This is a genomic window from Microlunatus sp. YIM B11417, from assembly GCF_059617205.1.
The window spans coordinates 87,695-105,343 of the sequence record NZ_JCAMPJ010000002.1 but is presented as its reverse complement, the minus strand read 5'-3'; the positions used below and the strand labels follow the sequence as shown (position 1 = coordinate 105,343).

Annotated in this window: 18 protein-coding genes; 6 read left to right on the top strand and 12 right to left on the bottom strand. The window is 71.3% G+C overall.

Annotation, left to right across the window (positions count from 1 at the left end; genetic code table 11):
* Positions 1-978 precede the first annotated feature (978 nt).
* Positions 979-2,004, top strand: coding sequence for a LacI family DNA-binding transcriptional regulator (locus AC6CCG_RS10630; protein ID WP_496654509.1), 1,026 nt, complete (start codon positions 979-981; stop codon positions 2,002-2,004).
* Between the two features lie 2 nt (positions 2,005-2,006).
* Entirely contained in the window at positions 2,007-3,170 is a 1,164-nt protein-coding gene (locus AC6CCG_RS10625) for a Gfo/Idh/MocA family protein (protein ID WP_496654508.1), read from the top strand.
* Between the two features lie 3 nt (positions 3,171-3,173).
* On the opposite strand, the gene AC6CCG_RS10620 is transcribed toward AC6CCG_RS10625, so the two are convergent.
* From AC6CCG_RS10620 to AC6CCG_RS10580, 9 genes are all read right to left on the bottom strand, one after another.
* Positions 3,174-3,512: a hypothetical protein gene (locus AC6CCG_RS10620; RefSeq protein WP_496654507.1), complete on the bottom strand. Its 339-nt coding sequence runs from the start codon at positions 3,510-3,512 to the stop codon at positions 3,174-3,176.
* Complete coding sequence (locus tag AC6CCG_RS10615) at positions 3,505-4,143, bottom strand: Asp23/Gls24 family envelope stress response protein (RefSeq protein ID WP_496654506.1); 639 nt, start codon at positions 4,141-4,143, stop codon at positions 3,505-3,507. The genes AC6CCG_RS10620 and AC6CCG_RS10615 overlap by 8 nt, the downstream gene beginning before the upstream one ends.
* Positions 4,134-4,718 (bottom strand): RNA polymerase sigma factor, encoded by a 585-nt coding sequence (locus tag AC6CCG_RS10610; RefSeq protein ID WP_496654505.1) that lies wholly within the window; start codon positions 4,716-4,718, stop codon positions 4,134-4,136. The genes AC6CCG_RS10615 and AC6CCG_RS10610 overlap by 10 nt, the downstream gene beginning before the upstream one ends.
* Before the next feature lie 2 nt (positions 4,719-4,720).
* Positions 4,721-5,314, bottom strand: coding sequence for an alkaline shock response membrane anchor protein AmaP (amaP, locus tag AC6CCG_RS10605; RefSeq protein ID WP_496654504.1), 594 nt, complete (start codon positions 5,312-5,314; stop codon positions 4,721-4,723).
* A 20-nt stretch (positions 5,315-5,334) separates the two neighbouring features.
* Positions 5,335-5,826, bottom strand: a complete 492-nt coding sequence (locus AC6CCG_RS10600) for a DUF6286 domain-containing protein (RefSeq protein WP_496655389.1) — start codon at positions 5,824-5,826, stop codon at positions 5,335-5,337.
* Positions 5,827-5,894: 68 nt separating this feature from the next.
* Positions 5,895-6,287, bottom strand: coding sequence for an Asp23/Gls24 family envelope stress response protein (locus AC6CCG_RS10595; RefSeq protein ID WP_496654503.1), 393 nt, complete (start codon positions 6,285-6,287; stop codon positions 5,895-5,897).
* Between the two features lie 4 nt (positions 6,288-6,291).
* Positions 6,292-6,474, bottom strand: coding sequence for a hypothetical protein (locus AC6CCG_RS10590; RefSeq protein WP_496654502.1), 183 nt, complete (start codon positions 6,472-6,474; stop codon positions 6,292-6,294).
* Between the two features lie 71 nt (positions 6,475-6,545).
* Positions 6,546-7,052: an Asp23/Gls24 family envelope stress response protein gene (locus AC6CCG_RS10585; RefSeq protein ID WP_496654501.1), complete on the bottom strand. Its 507-nt coding sequence runs from the start codon at positions 7,050-7,052 to the stop codon at positions 6,546-6,548.
* Between the two features lie 97 nt (positions 7,053-7,149).
* Positions 7,150-7,764 (bottom strand): TetR/AcrR family transcriptional regulator, encoded by a 615-nt coding sequence (locus AC6CCG_RS10580; protein WP_496654500.1) that lies wholly within the window; start codon positions 7,762-7,764, stop codon positions 7,150-7,152.
* Positions 7,765-7,858: 94 nt separating this feature from the next.
* Between AC6CCG_RS10580 and AC6CCG_RS10575 the strand changes: the two genes are divergently transcribed.
* Positions 7,859-9,103 (top strand): FAD-dependent oxidoreductase, encoded by a 1,245-nt coding sequence (locus tag AC6CCG_RS10575; protein WP_496654499.1) that lies wholly within the window; start codon positions 7,859-7,861, stop codon positions 9,101-9,103.
* A 9-nt stretch (positions 9,104-9,112) separates the two neighbouring features.
* Entirely contained in the window at positions 9,113-10,303 is a 1,191-nt protein-coding gene (locus AC6CCG_RS10570; RefSeq protein ID WP_496654498.1) for an MFS transporter, read from the top strand.
* Here the strand turns inward: AC6CCG_RS10570 and AC6CCG_RS10565 are convergent.
* Positions 10,300-10,920 carry a TetR/AcrR family transcriptional regulator gene (locus tag AC6CCG_RS10565; protein WP_496654497.1) on the bottom strand — a complete coding sequence of 207 codons (621 nt, stop codon included), beginning with the start codon at positions 10,918-10,920 and terminating at the stop codon, positions 10,300-10,302. The genes AC6CCG_RS10570 and AC6CCG_RS10565 overlap by 4 nt on opposite strands.
* Positions 10,921-10,999: 79 nt before the next feature.
* Here AC6CCG_RS10565 and AC6CCG_RS10560 point away from each other — a divergent pair, with 79 nt between their 5' ends.
* The gene (locus AC6CCG_RS10560) at positions 11,000-12,445 is read left to right on the top strand and encodes an MFS transporter (protein ID WP_496654496.1); all 1,446 of its coding nucleotides are present in this window, start codon (positions 11,000-11,002) and stop codon (positions 12,443-12,445) included.
* A gap of 685 nt (positions 12,446-13,130) precedes the next feature.
* Here AC6CCG_RS10560 and AC6CCG_RS10555 read toward each other — a convergent pair.
* Positions 13,131-15,059, bottom strand: coding sequence for an ABC transporter ATP-binding protein (locus tag AC6CCG_RS10555; RefSeq protein WP_496654495.1), 1,929 nt, complete (start codon positions 15,057-15,059; stop codon positions 13,131-13,133).
* Entirely contained in the window at positions 15,056-16,951 is a 1,896-nt protein-coding gene (locus tag AC6CCG_RS10550; protein ID WP_496654494.1) for an ABC transporter ATP-binding protein, read from the bottom strand. Before AC6CCG_RS10550 ends, AC6CCG_RS10555 begins: the two co-directional genes overlap by 4 nt.
* 111 nt (positions 16,952-17,062) lie before the next feature.
* On the opposite strand from AC6CCG_RS10550, the gene AC6CCG_RS10545 reads away from it, so the two are divergent.
* A complete protein-coding gene (locus tag AC6CCG_RS10545; RefSeq protein WP_496654493.1) occupies positions 17,063-17,644 on the top strand; it encodes a bacterial proteasome activator family protein in 582 nt (193 codons plus the stop codon).
* The last annotated feature ends 5 nt before the right edge of the window (positions 17,645-17,649 follow it).

Here is a 17,649-nt window from a genome sequence, read left to right as displayed (position 1 = left end):
CGTGCCGACACCCCGCAACTCCCCTGCACCGCGTCAACATCAACCCGCGTCCCACGCCTCGCACTCCACCGCGCCCCAGCCGACATCCTCGATCCCCGCGCGCCGTACCGACACCCCCCGACTCCCGCACGTTCGCACCTTCCTCAGCTCCCGCACCCCGGTACCCCGCACCCCGCTCGCGCGCGCCGTACGGACACCCTCGACTCCCGCACGTTCGCACCTTCCAGCGCGCCGAGCCAACGCCCTCAGCTCCCGCCCCCGGAACCCCCGACTTCCGCACGCCGTACCGACACCCCCGACACCCACACGCCGCACCAACACCCTCGGCTCCCGCGCCGCACGGACTCCGTCGACTCCCGCGCCGCACGGACTCCCTCAACTCCCACGCGTTCGCACCTTCCAGCGCGCCGAGCCAACGCCCTCAGCTCCCGCCCCCGGCACCCCCGACTTCCGCACGCCGTACCGACACCCCCGACACCCACACGCCATACCGACACCCCCGACGCCCACACGCCGCACCAACACCTCGACTCCCCGCACGCCGCACGGACTCCCTCAACTCCCGCGTGTTCGCACCTTCCAGCGCACCGAGCCAACGCCCTCAGCTCCCGCACCCGGCACCCGGTACCCCGGCACCCGGCACGCACCCCGCACACCCCGGCACCCCGCACCCGCACACCCGGCACCCCGCACCCGCACACCGGGCACCCGCACACCCCGGCACCCCGCACCCCGCACCCCGCACCCCGCACCCCGCACCCCGCACCCCGCACCCCGCACCCCGCACCCCGCACCCCGCACCCATATCGTGAGACGTCGCTTACGCGCGACACGCCGCAGAAACGGCTGCGTTTCTGACCGGTCTGCAGAATCGGGTTGCGTTAATCGTTTAACATTTCTCCGGAAAGCTACTGCCGGTCGTCGGGGTGCCGGTGACAGAATGACCGCCGGACGAGCATTGGGACCAGGGAGCCGAGCATGGACGCGAAGGCGCGGCGCACGGGGCGGGCGACTCTGCGCATGGTCGCCGAGGAGGCGGGAGTCTCCACGGCGACGGTGTCGTACGTCGTGTCCGGCCGGGCCGGGCGGTCGGCCGGGGTGTCCGAGGAGACGGCGCGGCGGGTTCGCGAGGCGGCCGAGCGGCTCGGGTACCGGCCGAATCCGGCGGCGCGCTCGATGCGGACCGGGAAGACCGGCGTCGTCCTGCTGTCGCTGACCATGCTGTCCGATCCGTGGTCACAGGCGGTCGCGGAGGCGGTCAACCGGGCTCTGCTGCCACACGGGATCACGACGTTGATCATGGCCGACGACGACTGGGAGCCGGTGCTGCAGCGGCAGCCGTGCGACGCCGCCTTCCTCGACGCGGTGCCCGCCTCGCCGAACGCCAAGCAACGGCTCGCCGACCTGGCGGCCGCCGGTCACCGGCTGGTGATCTTCGACGAGAAGCTGGAACCGAACAACTTCGACGTGATCAGGTCGACGGCGATGCCGGCCAGCCGGATGGTTGTTGATCATCTGACCCGTGAGCACACCAAGATCGGCTGCCTGACCGCGACGACCCGCCGGACCAAGGCGAACCGGTTCCATGCGTACACGACCGGGCTCGCGGCGGCCGGGCTGGACGTACGCAAGGACTACGTCGAGGTCTATCCACGCGACGCTGCCGGGGCCTACGCGGCAGCGATGCGCCTGCTCACGTTGCCGGACCGGCCGACCGCGATCTTCGCGACCACCGACTTCGCCGCGATCAGTGCGATCCACGCCGCGCAGCGGCTGCGGCTCCGGGTGCCGGAGGACGTGGCGGTGGCCGGGGTCGGCAACACGCGCGAGAGCGAGCAGATGGATCCGGCACTGACCACGGTCGGCCCGACCGACTTCTTCGACCGGCTGGCCGAGATCATCCGGGCCCGCGCGGTCGGCGAGGACGACGCACCGGGCCGGCTGCACGAGTTTCCCTGGACCCTGTTCGTCCGGGATTCCAGCCAACCACGAGGGGAAGAGTAAGCATGGCTCTCAAGATCGGTGTCGTCGGGTTCGGTCAGCGGGCGGGCCTGTGGCGGCACGCCCATCGGCCGGACGAGGGGACCGAGGTCACCATCGTCTGCGACACCAGCGAACGCGGCCGCCGGGATGCGGCGGCGACGCTGCCCGAGGCCGTGGTCACCGATGATCTTGACCGGCTGCTCGAGTCCGGGATCGACGCGGTGCTGGTGACCACTCCTGATCATGCCCACCGCTCGGTCGCGGTGCCGGCACTCGAGGCCGGCATCGCCGTCTTCTGCGAGAAGCCGATGGCGACCACGCTGGACGACTGTGACGCGATCCTGCGCGCCGGGTACGAGAGCAAGACGAGGCTCTACCTCGGTCACAACATGCGGCACATGCCGGTGATCACCCAGCTCCGCGACCTGATCACGGAGGGCCGGATCGGCGAGGTGAAGGCGGTCTGGTGCCGGCACTTCGTCAGCCACGGCGGCGACTACTACTTCAAGGACTGGCACGCCGACCGGCGCTACTCGACCGGCCTGCTGCTGCAGAAGGGCGCTCATGATCTTGACGTGATCCACTGGCTGGCCGGCGGCTACAGCACCGCAGTGTCGGCCATGGGGTCACTCGCGGTCTACGGCGACATCACCGACCGGAAGGACCGGACCGGCGAACGGATGGGCGAGTGGTTCAGCCTGGACAACTGGCCGCCGACCTCGCTGACCGGGCTCAATCCGGTGGTCGACGTCGAGGACATCTCGATGATGCAGATGCGGCTGGACAACGGCGTGCTCGCCTCGTACGAGCAGTGTCACTTCACCCCCGACTACTGGCGCAACTACACGGTGATCGGCACCGAGGGCCGGGTGGAGAACTTCGGTGACGGCCCGGGTGATCAGATCGGCCTGTGGAACCGGCGGCACATGGGTTCGGCGGAGCCGGACGAGTCCATGATCATCGGCGGCGGCAGCGGTGGTCACGGCGGGGCGGACCCGGTCATGATCGCGGAGTTCCTGCGGTTCGTCGCCGACGGGGGCCCGACCCGCACCTCGCCGATCGCGGCCCGGCAGGCGGTCGCCGCAGCGCTGCTCGCCACCGAGTCGATCCGCGGCGACAACTCCTGCCTGCCGATCCCCGAGCTCGATCCGGACCTGGTGGCCTACTACGAGGACAACCAGGCCTGACGGCTACCGGTCGGTCAGCCCCAGCACGGAGACCGTGATCACGCCGGGCCGGTGCCCGAGCCGGGTCAGGCACGCCCGGAGCGCGGCCCGGACGTCCTGGGCGACCTGGTAGGCGGTGCGCGGGTCGGTCACCGAGATCTCCACGGCGACGTCGGTCCGGTCCGCGACCTTGATCGTCGGCAGCCCCTCGGCTCCACCACGACCGAGACTGCGCAGGGCCCGCCGCAGGTCGGGTTCGATCCGGGACACCCCGGCGACGGCGAGCACGGCTTCGGCCGCGGCCCGGGAGAGTTCCGCGCGGCTCACCGGAGCCCGGCCGGCGGCAGGTTCGAGGTCAGGCATCGTAGACGTCTTCCACGGTGATGTTGATCATGGTCACGACCAGGCCGGTGCGCCGGGCCAGTTCTTCGCCGATCGCGGTACGGACCCGGGCGACGGCCTCCGGAATGACGGTCCGGGCGCCGACGGCGATCCGGAGCGTGACGGCGATCCGGGCCGGCCGGTCGTCCGCCGCCGATGCTTCCGGCTGCACCGGCTCCGCCGCACCCTCGCCGGCCAGGTCGAGTTCGACGGAGCAGCGCCGCGCATGCACGCCGGACACGCTGTCGGCGGCGGCCCGGATCCGCTCGGCGAGTGCCCGTTCGCTGACCGTCAGCTGATCGGCTTCCGAGGCCTGCTCGTCCGGCTGCACCAGCGGCAGCAGCCGGCTCCGGCGTACCTCGGTCCGCGCGATGTCCAGGATCGACGCCTTCAGATTCGGGCTGACCTCCATCGCCGGATCGGACGCCTCGTTCTCGGTGAGCTCCTGGGTGGCCCGGTGCAGCCGGGCCAGGCGTTCCCGTGCCTCCGTGCAGTACGGGCACGAGGCTTCATGATCATCGGGCGGGCCGGCGACCCGCTCCCAGACCTCGTCCAGCGAGCGTCCGCAGGCAAGCTTCTCGGCCAGGTCGCGACCACGGTCCGTCAGCGCCATGACGCCATCCTCTCCGCCAGCTGCTGTCGCGCCCGGGCGATCCGGCCGCGGACCGTGCTGACCGGCTGGTTGATCACCTCGGCGATCTCGCCATAGCTGAGACCGTCGATCTCCTTGAGGATCCAGCAGACCCGGGACTGCGCCGGCAGCTCGCCCACGGCCTGATGCAACTGCTTCCAGTGTTCCCGATGCTCGACCACCTCGGCCGGGTCCCGGCCCGGCCCGGTGCCGCCGGAGTCTCGCTCCTCGTCCAGCGGGTCGGCCTCGCGACGCCGGCGGAGCGCGTCCAGGCAGCGGAACGTGACCAGCCGGTACAGCCAGGTCCGCACCGCTCCCGGCTGCTCCAGGGTCGGCAGCTTCCGCCAGGCGGCGATCAAGGAGTCCTGCAGGACGTCCTCGGCCAGCTCGCGATTCCTCAGGGTCCGTACCGCGAGACGGAACAGCGGCCGCTGGTAACGATCGATCAGGGACTCGAAGGCCGCCAGGTCGCCGTCCTGGGCCCGGACCACGATCGTCGTCTCGTCCAGGTCGGCCAGCCGATCGGCGGTGGCGGCGTGCTCCAGTTCCTCGATCAACGTCACATCCTGATCTCGGCGACACCGCCGCGGACGCGATCGATCTCGACCTGGACGGCCAGCCGGGTCACGGTCGCGTCCAGCGCCTGTTCCAGGTCCGCCACCGCCTGGGTCCGGATCCGGTCCACGAGCTCGGCGACATCGGCCTGTTCGTCGGCCGTGATCTTGATCGTCAGCTCGGGATGCCGGACCGACCCGCGCAACCGTACGGCAGCGGCGGCGATCCCGCGGAACGACTCGAGCTGGCCGCGCACCGCTTCCCCGATCACGGCCGGGTCGACCGTGGTGATCCCGTCGGCCGGGTCGTCGTGCAACCGGAACGGCTTCACCGACCCGCTGCGCGGCAGCTGCCGGACCAGCCAGGCGAGCCCGGCCAGCATGATCAACAAGCCGGCAGCGATCAAGATCATCATGACGACCTGATCGGCCCCGGGATCAGTCAGAATCGGCGCGGTGGGCGCCGGAAGCTCAACGGGTACGGGGATCCAGGCGATCCACCCGGCGCCGATCGCAACACCGAGTGCACCGGCGACGATCATGATCAAGCCGAGTACACAGAGCCAGAACCGGTTCACGCCCGCAGCTCGATTGCTCATCCGTTCCTCCCGCCCCGAGTTCAGTTCGACCTGGTGGTCACGGTCGCGGAGACGCGCGGCACCGGGCTGACCCCGGTCCGGCTCAGCGACTGACGGACCGCCTCGGTGACCGCCGTCCGCAGTTCCGCCCGATGCTCGGTCGCGGTGCCGATCGCCAGCCGGACCGACCGGGCGTCCGCCCGAGCCCGTACCGAATCGACGCCGTCGACCAGCTCGGCCCGTGCCGCCGCCAGCCGGGCGATGCCGCGCCGGGAGATCACCACCTCCAGCTCCGGCCCCCCGGCGGACTCGGCGGTACCGAGCCGGGCGGCATTCAGCCGGCCGGGCTTCACCGCGGCAATGATCATGATCAGTCCGATCACGGCGACCCCGGCACTGATCACCAGCCAGACCGTCGAACCCCACCGGGTCCCGGCCAGGAAGCCGAGCACTGCACCGGCCGGCTCCGGCCAGGCCCCGGTCCCCAGCCGCAGCGCGCCGCTGACCGCCACGAAGCCGCCCAGGACGACCATCACCAGAGCCGTCAGGCCGGCCGGAACGGTTCGCTGAGGACGATGCCGCAATTTCGGTGACCTAGCACTCATCGCAGTCCCTCCCGCTCCGAGCGATCGGCCAGGCCGACCGCGACGATGGACAGGTCGATCCGGTGCACGGCGACGCCGGTCAGCGTCCGTACCCGCTCGGCGACGTGCTGCCGGACCTGCCCGGCGGCCGCGCGGAGCGACACCGGGTAGTCCAGGGCCAGCTCGATGGCCAGGTCGACCGAATCGCTGGACAGGGTCGCCGTCACCTTGGGCCGGGCCCCCTGTTCGGCCCGGCCGCCGAGGCCGAGCAGCCCGCCGGCCCGGCCGCCGGCCGCGGCGATCTCGGAGGCGGCCTGCGCGGCGATCCGCTGCACCACGCGCTGCGGAATGGTCAGCCGGCCGCGGGTCCGCGGGTCGTCGACCGGCGGCACGACCACTGTGCTCGCCATGCCGCTACCGGCGTTCGGTGGCCCGGCCGAGCAGGGCCGGCAGGTCGATCCGGCCGTCCAGCACCAGCCCGACGACGAGGCCGATCCCGCCGAAGACGGCGACGAGCAGGAACGCCCCGAACCCGCCGAACGCCGCCGTCACCCCCAGCACCAGGCCGACGAACAACGCGATCGTGGTACGGGACATGGCCGTTCTCCCTTCGCTTGGTACGGCCCGGGAAGTCCCCGCAGTGACTTCCCGGACCGAGTTCGGATCGATCAGGCGAGCTCGTCGTCGCCGGACCGCTTCGCAGGCTCCGCATCGTCCTCGGGCAGGTGGACGTCGGTGACGTCGACATCGACCGAGACCACCTTGAGTCCGGTGCCGGTCTCCACGGCGCGGATCACGTTCTCCCGGATCTCCTGGCTCACCTCGACGATCTGCGCGCCGTACTCGACGACGATCGACACGTCGATGGCGGTCTCCCGCTCACCCTTCTGCACCGCGACCCCGCCGGTCACATTCGGCTGGCCCCCGGGGATCCGCTGGGTGAGGTTGTTCAGCGTGCGCCGGGCGATGTTGCCCATCGCATAGACGCCGGGCACCTCACGGGCCGCGATCCCGGCGATCTTCTGGACCACGGCCTCCGCAATGGTCGTGTCACCGAACTCGGTGTGCAGCTCGTCGAGCTGCTTCGGTTCGGTCTCGGCGGGCCGGGCCGCGGCGTTCTCCGCCTGGCGCCGCTCCTCGCCGGTGGCCGGCAGGTTCTTCGTTGTCTCGCTCATCTGCACCGTTTCCTCTCGGGCAACCCGGACACCGTCGGAATCATTGTGTCCGTACACCTGGACAGACGTCGCGCGACACGGATCGTCACGGCCGAGTTCACGACTTTTCGGAGTCGTCCTGCAGCAGCCGCCGGATCGCGTCGTACTGGGCCTTGGTCAGGGTGTCCAGGTCGGTGCCGGGATCGACCTCGGTCAGGCTCCACTCGTCCATCGCCCGGAGCACCGCGAAGACCAGTCGCCGCTGCAGCCCCGGCGGCAGGTCGGCCCGGACCGCGCCGGACTCCCGGCCCACCCGCAGCACCTCACCGATCCAGCCCTCGATGCCGGCCCAGGTCGCTCCGGCGGAATCGTCCGGCCCCGGCCCGTAGATCATCCGGCCCAGTGCGGTCGACCCCTCGTCCTCCGCCGCGGCCGCGAGCAGCCGGTCGAACAGCGCCGCCAGTTCCGGCCAGAACGCCGGCCCGGCGAGTTCCTCGGGGTGCGGGATCCGGATCCGTTCGGCCAGGTCGGCGGACAGCTCGCGGATCACCAGGTCGTACAACTCACGCTTCCCCGGCACCACGTAGTAGAAGGAGCTCTTGCTCAGTCCACAGCGGCGGATGATCGCGTTCAGCGAGGCGCGCTGGTAGCCCGCCGCCGCGAACTCGGCCGCGGCGACCCGGATCAGCCGGCGTCGGCGTTCCGGCGTCATCCGGTCCCACGCGTCGGTCATGGTCGCAGCGTAGTGGCCTTGGACCACCCGGTCCAGAGCGTGCTACGTTGGTTCTGGACCAGGTGGTCCAGAGACGTTCGAGGGAGGGCTCTTCATGTTCCGTACGGTCTCGCTTCGGGAGCAGGACGAGCGGCAGGGCGACGGGCTTCGCGTCCTGATCGTCGGAGCCGGGATCGCCGGCGTGACGATGGCCCAGCTGCTGCGCCGGGGCGGACTGCGCCCGATCCTGGTCGAGCGCGGCCTCGACCGCGGGCATCCCGGCTACATGCTGGCCCTGATGCCGATGGTCGACCCGGTGCTGGACGAGCTCGGCGTCCGGGACGGGTACCGGGCCGCGAGCGTCCCACTGTCCCGCTACGGCCTGTACGGTCACACCGGCCGCCGGCTGCGGACGGATTCGATGTCCGCCATCCTCGACCGGTACGGCGACTACCGCGGGATCAGCCGGGGCGCGCTGCTCGAGGTGCTCACCCGGGACGGCTGCGACGTCACGCCGGGCACCACCGTGACCGCGCTGACCGAGACCCCCGAGGCGGTCCGAGCCACCCTCGCCACACCGGACGGTCCCGCCGACCTGGACGTCGACCTGGTCATCGTCGGCGACGGCCTGCACTCGACCACCCGGGACCTGATCCGGCCGCGGATCGGGGTGCAGACCGTCGACACACGCTGGGCCGGCTGGGTGGCCTGGGCACCGCCGGACGACGAGCCGGACCTCGGCGAGGAGCTCTGGGGCGCCGGGTTCTTCCTCGGCGTCTACCCGGTCGCCGACCGGTTCGGGGCCATCCTCGGCGGCCCGGTCGAGGACCTGCAGGCCGGGCCGACCGCCTTCACCGCCTCGGTGCGTCGACGGTTGCGCGAGGTGAGTCCACGGATGGACCGGATCCTGGCTGCGGTCGCGGCCGATCCGAGCCCGTACTACTGGCCGTTGACCGACTGCCGGGCGGAGCGCTGGGCGAGCGGCCGCACCGTGCTGCTCGGCGATGCCGGAGCAGGCTTCCTGCCGACCGCCGGGATCGGCGCCGGGATGGCGATGGAGTCGGCCTGGGTGCTCGGCCGCATGATCATCGACGGCCACGAGCTGGCCGTTCCCGATCTCTTGACCCGGTACGAGAGCGCCCAGCGCCCGCGGGTCGAGGCGGCCCAGGACAACTCCCGCGCGCTGGCCCGGATGATGTTCCGGCGCAGCCGGCCGCTGGCCGTGGTCCGCGACGTCGCCGCCCGGCTGCTCAGCGTGCAGGCCGTCCTGAAGCCGATCCAGCGACTGCTCGCCACCGCGCCCGATCCGGGCCGGGCCCTCCGCGAAACCCGTCGGCAACTGTCTGAGGCCGGTGGTTGACTCGAAGGCGTGACTCTTCGGCAACTCGCCTCCGGGTCAGCGTACGCAAGCGTTCTGCGGATCCCCGCCGCGCGGCGGACCCTGCTGCTCGGAGTGATCATCCGGACCCCGCTGATGGCGGGCATGGTGACGCTGACCCTGCACGTCGTCTCGCACCTCGGCCTGTCCTACTCGGCGGCCGGGATCGCCGCCGCCGTGGTCACCGTCGCCTCGGCGATCAGCGGTCCCTGGCGGGGCCGGTTGCTGGATCGGTACGGACTGCGCCGCACCGTGCTGCCGTCGCTGTTCGTGCTCACCGCCTGCTGGTCGATCGCGCCGTTCGTCGGCTACTGGCTGCTGCTGCCGTTGGTGGCGGTGGCCGGCCTGTTCATCGTGCCGACCTTCTCGATCATCCGGCAGGTCATGATCACCGCAGTCGACGACGAGCGGCGCAAGACCGCACTGGTGCTGGACTCGATCGCCGTCGAGCTCTCCTACATGGCCGGCCCGGCGCTCGGCGTGCTGCTGGCCACCTGGCTGGGCACTCCGTTCGCGCTGCTGATCTGCGAACTGGCCAGCGTCGCCGGCGGAGTCGCCCTGTGGCTGGTCAACCCGGTGCTGCGGCCGGCCGAGCCGGACGAGGCCACGGCCGCCAAGGTGCCACTGCGGCAGTGGCTGTCGCCGACCGTGATGCTGGTGCTCGCCGCCACCACGGCGACGATGATCGTCCTCACCGGCAGTGACGTCGGCGCGATCGCGGCGCTCCGCGCGATGGGCCACGAGCCCTCGATCGGCATCGTGCTGGCCGCCTGGGGCCTCGGTTCGGCGACCGGCGGCCTGATCTACGGAGCGATGCGGCGGACCGTCTCGGCGTTCACGCTGCTCGGCCTGCTGGGCCTGGCCACGGTGCCGCTCGCCCTGGCCGGCGGCCCGCTGGCGTTCGGCGTGTTGATCTTCGTCGCCGGGCTGTTCTGCGCGCCGACGATCACCGCGACCATTGATCAACTGAGCCGCGCGGTGCCGGCCCGGGTTCGCGGTGAGGCGATGGGCTGGCACGGTTCGGCGTTGACCGGCGGTTCCGCACTCGGTTCGCCGGTGGCCGGCTTCGCGATCGATCACGCCGGCTGGCCGTCGAGCTTCCTGGTCGTCGGCGGGTTCGGGCTGCTGCTCGCGGTCGCCGGCTCCGTCATGATCACCGTACGGACTCGGCGGCAGGGTTAGCTCTCACCGCCGGTGATCAACTCCGCGACCAGCCCGAGCTGCTCGGCGAACCGTTCGACGAAGGCCGGCGAATCCGCCGACTCGCCGGTCAGCCCGCGGACCAACTGCGGGTAGACCATCGGCGCGTTCGCCGCGGCGAGGAAGATCAACATCACCACCATCGGGTCCAGCCGAGGGTCCAGCCGGCCGTCGGCCTGGGCCTTCTTGATCACCTCGGCGTTGTCGCGCAGCCGTTGATCGCGCTCGGCGCCGCCGATGTCGGAGTCCGGGCCGGCGTAGGCCAGGCCGTCCCAGGCCAGCAGCCGCGCCGACTGCCCGTGCTCAGCACCGGCGATGACGTACTGCCGCACCTGTTCGGCGAAGCCCGGGATCTCCCGCAGCTCACGGCTCTCGAACTCCCACCAGAGCTCGCCGATGGCCCGGTAGAGGCCCTCCTTGCCGCCGAAGTAGTACGAGATCAGTTGCTTGTTCACGCCCGCCCGCTCGGCGATGTCGCCGACCCGCGCACCGGCGTAGCCCTTCGCCGCGAACTCGGCCAGGCCGGCGTCGAGGATCGCCTGCCGGGTCCGTTCCGGGTCGCGCTGCCGCTCGTCGGGCTGTGGGGTCCGCCTGGCCATGGCCGTCACCTTACCCGATCGGGCAGCACAGTCATCTGTTTGGTTGACACTTTCATCCGTTCGGATGATTATGGGTTCCATGAACGAGTTCCGCAGCTACCACCCGCGGCGCTGGATCGCGCTCGTCCCGCTGCTCTTCGTGGTCTTCATGGACATGGTGGACAGCCAGATCGTCGCGGTCGCACTGCCGTCCATCCGCACCGACACCGGCGCCTCCGGCTCCGCCCTGGAATGGATCGCCGCCGGCTACACGCTGACCTTCGCTCTGGTCCTGATCACCGGCGGCCGGCTCGGCGACCGGTACGGGCGCAAGCCGCTGCTGCTGGCCGGCGTCGCCGGGTTCGTCGCCACCTCCCTGGTCGCGGGGCTGGCGCCGACCGTCGAGACCTTGATCATCGCCAGGCTGGCTCAGGGGGCGACCGCCGGACTGATGGTGCCCCAGGTGCTGGCGTACGTGCAGTCGGAGTTCCCGCCCGAAGAGCGCGGCAAGGCGTTCGGGCTCTACGGCATCACGTTCCCGATCGGTGGCATGGCCGGTCCGCTGCTCGGTGGGCTGCTGACCGGCGCCGACCTGTTCGGGTTGGACTGGCGGACGATCTTCCTGGTCAACCTGCCGGTCGGCCTGCTGGCGCTGATCATGATCGCGGTCACCATGCCGGGCCGTCGGGCGAGCGTGGAATCCCGTACCGCCGGCGTCGATCCGGTCGGCATGCTGTCGGCCGGCGCGGTCGTGCTGAGCCTGATGGTGCCGCTGATCCAGGGGATGCCGGCCGGCTGGCCCTGGTGGGCGGTGGCCTTGCTGGTCCTGTTCGTCCCGCTGGTGCTGATCTTCCTCGCCCAGCAGCGGCGGCGGGCCCGGTCCGGCCGGGAGCCGCTGGTCGATCCGGGCCTGTTCCGGCGGCGCGGCTTCGGTCCCGGCCTGCTGGCGGCCTGGCTGTTCCTGGCCGGCATGGCGGTGTTCTTCGTGCTCACCCTGCACCTGCAGGAGGTGCTGCACTTCAGCCCGATGATCACCGCGCTGACCTTCCTGCCGGCGACCTTCGGCATCGTCTCCGGCAACGGGCTGGCCATGTCGGTGGGTGCCAAGGCGGGCCGCGGCCTGGTGTCGCTCGGCGTGCTCGCCAGCATGGCCGGGATCGCCGGGATCGCCGTCACCGTCACCCTGACCGCGGAACGACTCCAGCTGTGGCAGCTGATCCCGTCCGCCGTGATCTTCGGCGTCGGGCTCGGCCTGACCATGGGCAAACTCGTCGGCACCGCCCTGCAAGAGGTGCCCGCCGAGTCCGCCGGCGGCGCCTCCGGAGTGATCAACACCGTCTTCCAGCTCGGCACCGCGACCGGCATCGCCCTGATCGGCTCGGTCTACTTCGACCGCCTGCACGCCGGCCTGAGCTCCGCGACCGCGGTCGGCATCGCCTTCGCCGTCGCCTGCCTGCTGTTGATCATCGCCCTGATCGCCACCCGAGGCCTCCCCCGGCCCGCCCCGGCACCCGTCGACCCCGAACCCGCCCGAACCGCCGCCTGACAGAGAAGGCGCTGCTGGCGGGATGCGATGTGCAGGGATTCGGCGGCAGGAGAGGCGCGGGCACGGGGCTGATCGGGACTGCGAAGACAGGGGCGGCCACGAAAGCCGGCCCGGGCGCGAAGGAAAACCACGAGGACGCGAAGGCGCAGCCAGCGTGACGCCGTGAACAGCGGACGCGGCCACGGGAGGCGAGAGGGCACGAGGCGGATAGGGCTGCGAAGACAGGGGCGAGCGAAGCGGCCACGAACGAGGGCCCGGGGTGCGGGGGGGCGCGAAGGAGAACCGTGGGGCGGGCCTGAAGCAGAATCCGGAAGCGAGGGACGCCAAGAACCCGCAAGAAGGACGGGGAGGAGCAGACGGCGAGATGGGCAGCAGAGACGCCGACCGCTTCGCTCGCGACGGTTGGGAGCAAGGGTCCTAGATCTGCAATGGAACCCGGATTCGATGCCGAATCCGGGCATCACGAGGCGTTCCATTGCAGATTTGGGACACCTGGCTCGCCGGCCCCGTCCGTACCCGATCAGCGCTCGACGGGACAGCCGCAGCGACCACGGGACGTGGGATGGGACTGGCCGCCGCGCGCAGGCCGGATCGCGGCAGCGGCACCGAAACCACCGCCCGCGACTGGTTGCCCGCGCCCAGAACCGCAAGACCCCTGAACCCGGCGCGGGTCCAACCCGACCACTCAGGAAGTCCAGGCCTTCCAGAGGCTCGCGTACTCACCGTCCGCCGCGACGAGTTGATCATGGCTGCCGAGCTCGGCGATCCTGCCGTCGATCACCACGGCGATCCGGTCGGCGTCGTGGGCGGTGTGCAGCCGGTGCGCGATCGCGACGACCGCACGGCCGTGCAGCAGCGCCGCCATCGAGCCTTCCAGGTGCCGCGCCGTCCGCGGGTCGATCAGCGAGGTGGCCTCGTCCAGCACCAGCGTGTGCGGGTCGGCGACGACGAGCCGGGCCAGGGCGATCTGCTGGGCCTGCGCCGGGGTGAGGGTCATCCGGCCGGAGCCGATCATGGTGTCCAGGCCGTCGGGCAGCCGCTCGACCCACTCCCAGGCGTCGACCGTGCGCAGCGCCTGGATCACCACCTCGTCGGTGGAATCCTCCCGGGCCAGCACGATGTTGTCCCGGATGGTGCCGACGAAGACGTGGTGCTCCTGGGTCACCAGCGCGACCTCGGTCCGCAGTACGGGCAGCGGCAGCGAGGTCAGCTCGACCCCGCCGACGCTCACCGTGCCGGTCCGCGGCCGGTTGATCCCGGACAGCAGCCGGCCCAGCGTCGACTTGCCGGAACCACTCGGCCCGACGATCGCCAGTCGCTCGCCCGGCTCCAGCTCCAGGTCGACGCCGTGCAGCACGTCGTGATCGGCTCGGTACGCGAAGCGCAGGTCCTTGCCCTGGATCTGGGTGCCGGTCGGCCGCTCCTCCCCCGGCTCCCGGTCCTGCGGCACCGCCGCGATCCCCAGCAGCCGGGTGGTGGAGGCGATCCCGACCTGCAGCCGGTCCAGGTTGCGGATCAGCCGGCTCAGCGGGTCGGTGACCTGCTGGATGTACAGCACCGCCGCGGTGATCTGGCCCAGGGTCACCCAGCCGTTGACGAAGCCGACGCCGCCGAGCAGCAGGGTCAGCACCAGCGGCACCTGATAGCCGGTGTCCATCCCGACGAAGAGCAGGTTGCGCAGCGCCATGGTGTAGCGCTCGGCCTGTCCGGACGCCGCCATGTCCTCGTCGCTGGTCCGGTTCCGCGATCCCTGCAGACCCAGCGCCTCCACGGTCCGGGCGCCCTCGACGGTCTCGGTCAGTGTGGTGTTGATGTCCGAGTACGTACCGCCCTCGGTGATGTAGCCCTTCGGCGCGCGGCGCAGGTAGCGCCGGACGAAGATGATCAACAGCACACCGGTGAAGACCAGCGGCAGCGAGAGCCAGACCGAGTTGAGCAGCATCGCGATGATCGTCAGGAGCGCAGTGATCGACGCGATCACGGCCTCCGGCACGCCCTGCCGGACGCTGTTGCTCATCGCGCCCACGTCGCGGGTGACCCGGGTGACCAGGTCGCCCGAGCTGGCGCCCTCGACCCGGCCGAGCGGCAGCTGGAGCACGGTACGGACGACGTACTCCCGCGCCGACGCCAGCACGTCCTGACCGAAGACGGTCGCGGAGGCGCGAGCCAGGAAGGTCATCGCGGCCTGCATGACGACCACACCGGCGACCCCGAGGGCCAGGCCGTTGAGGGTGGCGGCCAGGGTGCCGGTCGCGCTCGCCGCGTCGATCAGCGAGCCCAGGATCCGCGGCACCAGCAGGCCGGCCACCGCGGCCAGCCCGTTCAGCACCAGCATGATCACGATCATGGTCCGGCGACTCTTGAACAGGTCGACCAGGAAGCCGGTGACCTGCCGGTTCTCGGCCACCGGCAGCCCGCGCTCCGGACGGCGGGAGGCCTCGAACACGTCGCGGGCCCGTTGCTCCCGGAGCAGGTGCCGGGACTGCCAGTGCCGCAGCCGTTGCAACGGCGTGGCCCGCGCCGGCGGGATCAGCTCCGCCGGCACCCGCGGCTCGTGCGCCTGTTCGCGCCAGGTCTCGGCCGACCCCGCCAAGGGGGTGATCAGCTGAGTCATCCCGGTTCCTCCATGCTCCGCACGACCACCCTGCGGTAGTCGGCGCTTCGTTCCAGCAATTCATCGTGCGTGCCGTCCACGACGGCCCGGCCGTCCTGCAGCAACACCACCCGGTCGGCATGGTGCAGCAGCAGCGGCGAGGTGGACATCACCACCGTGGTCCGGCCGTCCCGGTGCCGGGACAGCCGCTCGGCGATCATCGCCTCGGTGTGCGCGTCGACCGCGGAGGTCGGCTCGACCAAGATCAGGATCTCCGGATCCGCGGCCAGCGCGCGGGCCAGCACCAGTCGCTGCCGCTGCCCGCCGGACAGTCCGCGACCGCGTTCGTCGATCCGGCCCTGCCAGCCGCCCGGCATCGCGTCGAACACGTCCTCCGCGGCGGCCGTGTGCAACGCCCGCTCCGCCTCGGCCCGGCTCAGCCGGCCCAGCGGGTCGATCGCCGACTGCAGCGTGCCGGCGAAGACCTGGCTGGTCGTGTCGGAGACCAGGATCCGCTGCCGGACCTCGCCGATGTCCACCGCCCCGAGATCGACGCCGCCGACGGTGACGCCCCAGGCCCGGCTGGCCACCTCCAGATCCCGGGCCGCCTGCCTGGCCCGGGCCTCCTTCTGCTTGGCCCGGGCCTCCTTGGCCTCGCGTCCCTTGATCGACTCGTCGATGTCCAGGCCGACCTGCTCCGACTCCGCCGGCAGATACCGGCCGAGCCGGTCCGCCAGCGCCGCCGAGTCGTCCGGCACCGCAGAGACGACCACGGTCAGTTCGCCCGGCCGGCCGGTGAAGCCGGAGGCGTCGTCGACGATCTCCGCCCCGGCCGGCAGCGTCCCGGTCGGCGCGGCGCCGGCGGCCCATGGCGGCTGCTGCTCCAGCACCGCGATCGCCTTCCGGGCCGAGACCAGGCAACGCACCCACGTCTGGGCCAGCTCGAAGAACGTCTGCACCGGGAACATCATGAAGACGGCATAGCCGAAGAAGCTGATCAAGGCACCGACGGTCAGCTCGCCCGCCGCCACCTGGCGCGCGCCGAGCCAGGTCAGCGTGACCAGCAACAGCCCGGAGAACAGCACCGCGGTCGCGTCGACCAGGGCGTTCCAGGTGCCGGAGCGGACGCCGGCCTTGCGGGCCACCTGCGACTGCTCGGCGTAGTTCTCGGCGAACGTCCGCTCGCCGCCGATGCCGCGCAGGATCCGCAGCCCGGCGACGATGTCGGTGGCCAGCGAGGTCAGCTCGGACAGCCGGCTCCGCTCCACCGCCTGCCGCCGCTCCAGCGGCTTCAGCAGCGGCAGCGCCGCCGCGACCAGGACCGGCGCGGCGATCAGCACGACGATGCCGAGCTGCACCGAGGTGGAGAGCACCAGGCCCGCCACCACCAAGTACGCCACCAGGGCGCCGGCCGCTCGGGTACCCACTTCACAGAGGGCACCGAACATGTCGGAGTCGCCGGACGAGACGGACAGCACCTCGCCGGCCGGCACCCGCCGCAGCTGGACGTGACCCATCTGGGTCGTCTTCCGGGTGACCAGCTTCATCGACCCGTACATCGCGATCAGCCACTGGCTGACGATCATGGTGTGCCGGACGATGCCGAAGCCGATTCCGATCATGATCGCGCCGAGCAGCAGCAGCGACCAGAACCAGACCGCACCAAGATCACGAACCGCGATCCCGCGGTCGATCACCTGGCCGATCAGATAGGGCCCGATGGCGCCGGGGATGAACTCCACGACGGCGACCAGCGAGGCGACCAGCAGGCTCGGTCCCTGCTGCCAGAGCAGCCAGAACAGGAACCGGCGCGGGGACGAGGTGTCAGGGTCGCGAAAGCCTCGCGTCCACGAACGCTTGGTGGCGTTCGGGCGCGCTGAGAACTCGGGAACCTGAGGCGGGAAGTCGAACATGACCGCACCACACTATGGCGTCGCACCGACATTCCCGAACCGATTTTCCGGGGACGGCTCGGGCCCCCGACGCACCCCGCCGAGGAAGTCGTCAGCACTAGTATCGAGGCCATGACCGACCAACCGAATCCGGAGCAGAACGCAGCCGAACCGCAGGGCGTCGCGGGCACCACCGACGACGGCAGGGTCTATGTGGTGACACCGACGGCGATGGCCGTCGAGGGACCGCCCCAGGAGGATGCGGAGGGCTCCGAGGACCAGGCCAAATCGGTCACCGACATGGTCTCGCAGCCGGACAAGGTGATGCGCATCGGCGGCATGATCCGGCAATTGCTCGACGAGGTGAAGGCGGCGCCGCTGGACGAGGCGAGCCGGCAGCGGCTCAAGGGCATCCACCAGGCCTCGATCAAGGAGCTGGAGGACGGTCTGTCCCCCGATCTGGTCGCCGAGCTGGAACGGATCTCGCTGCCGTTCACCGAGGAGTCGGCGCCGAGCGACGCCGAGCTGCGGATCGCCCAGGCCCAGCTGGTCGGCTGGCTGGAGGGCCTGTTCCACGGCATCCAGACCGCGCTGTTCGCCCAGCAGATGGCGGCCCGGGCGCAGCTCGAGCAGATGCGCCGGGCCCTGCCGCCCGGTGCGGCACCCCAGGGTCAGGGCCCGGGACCGGGCCGCAGCGACGGCATGTACCTGTAGCCGGA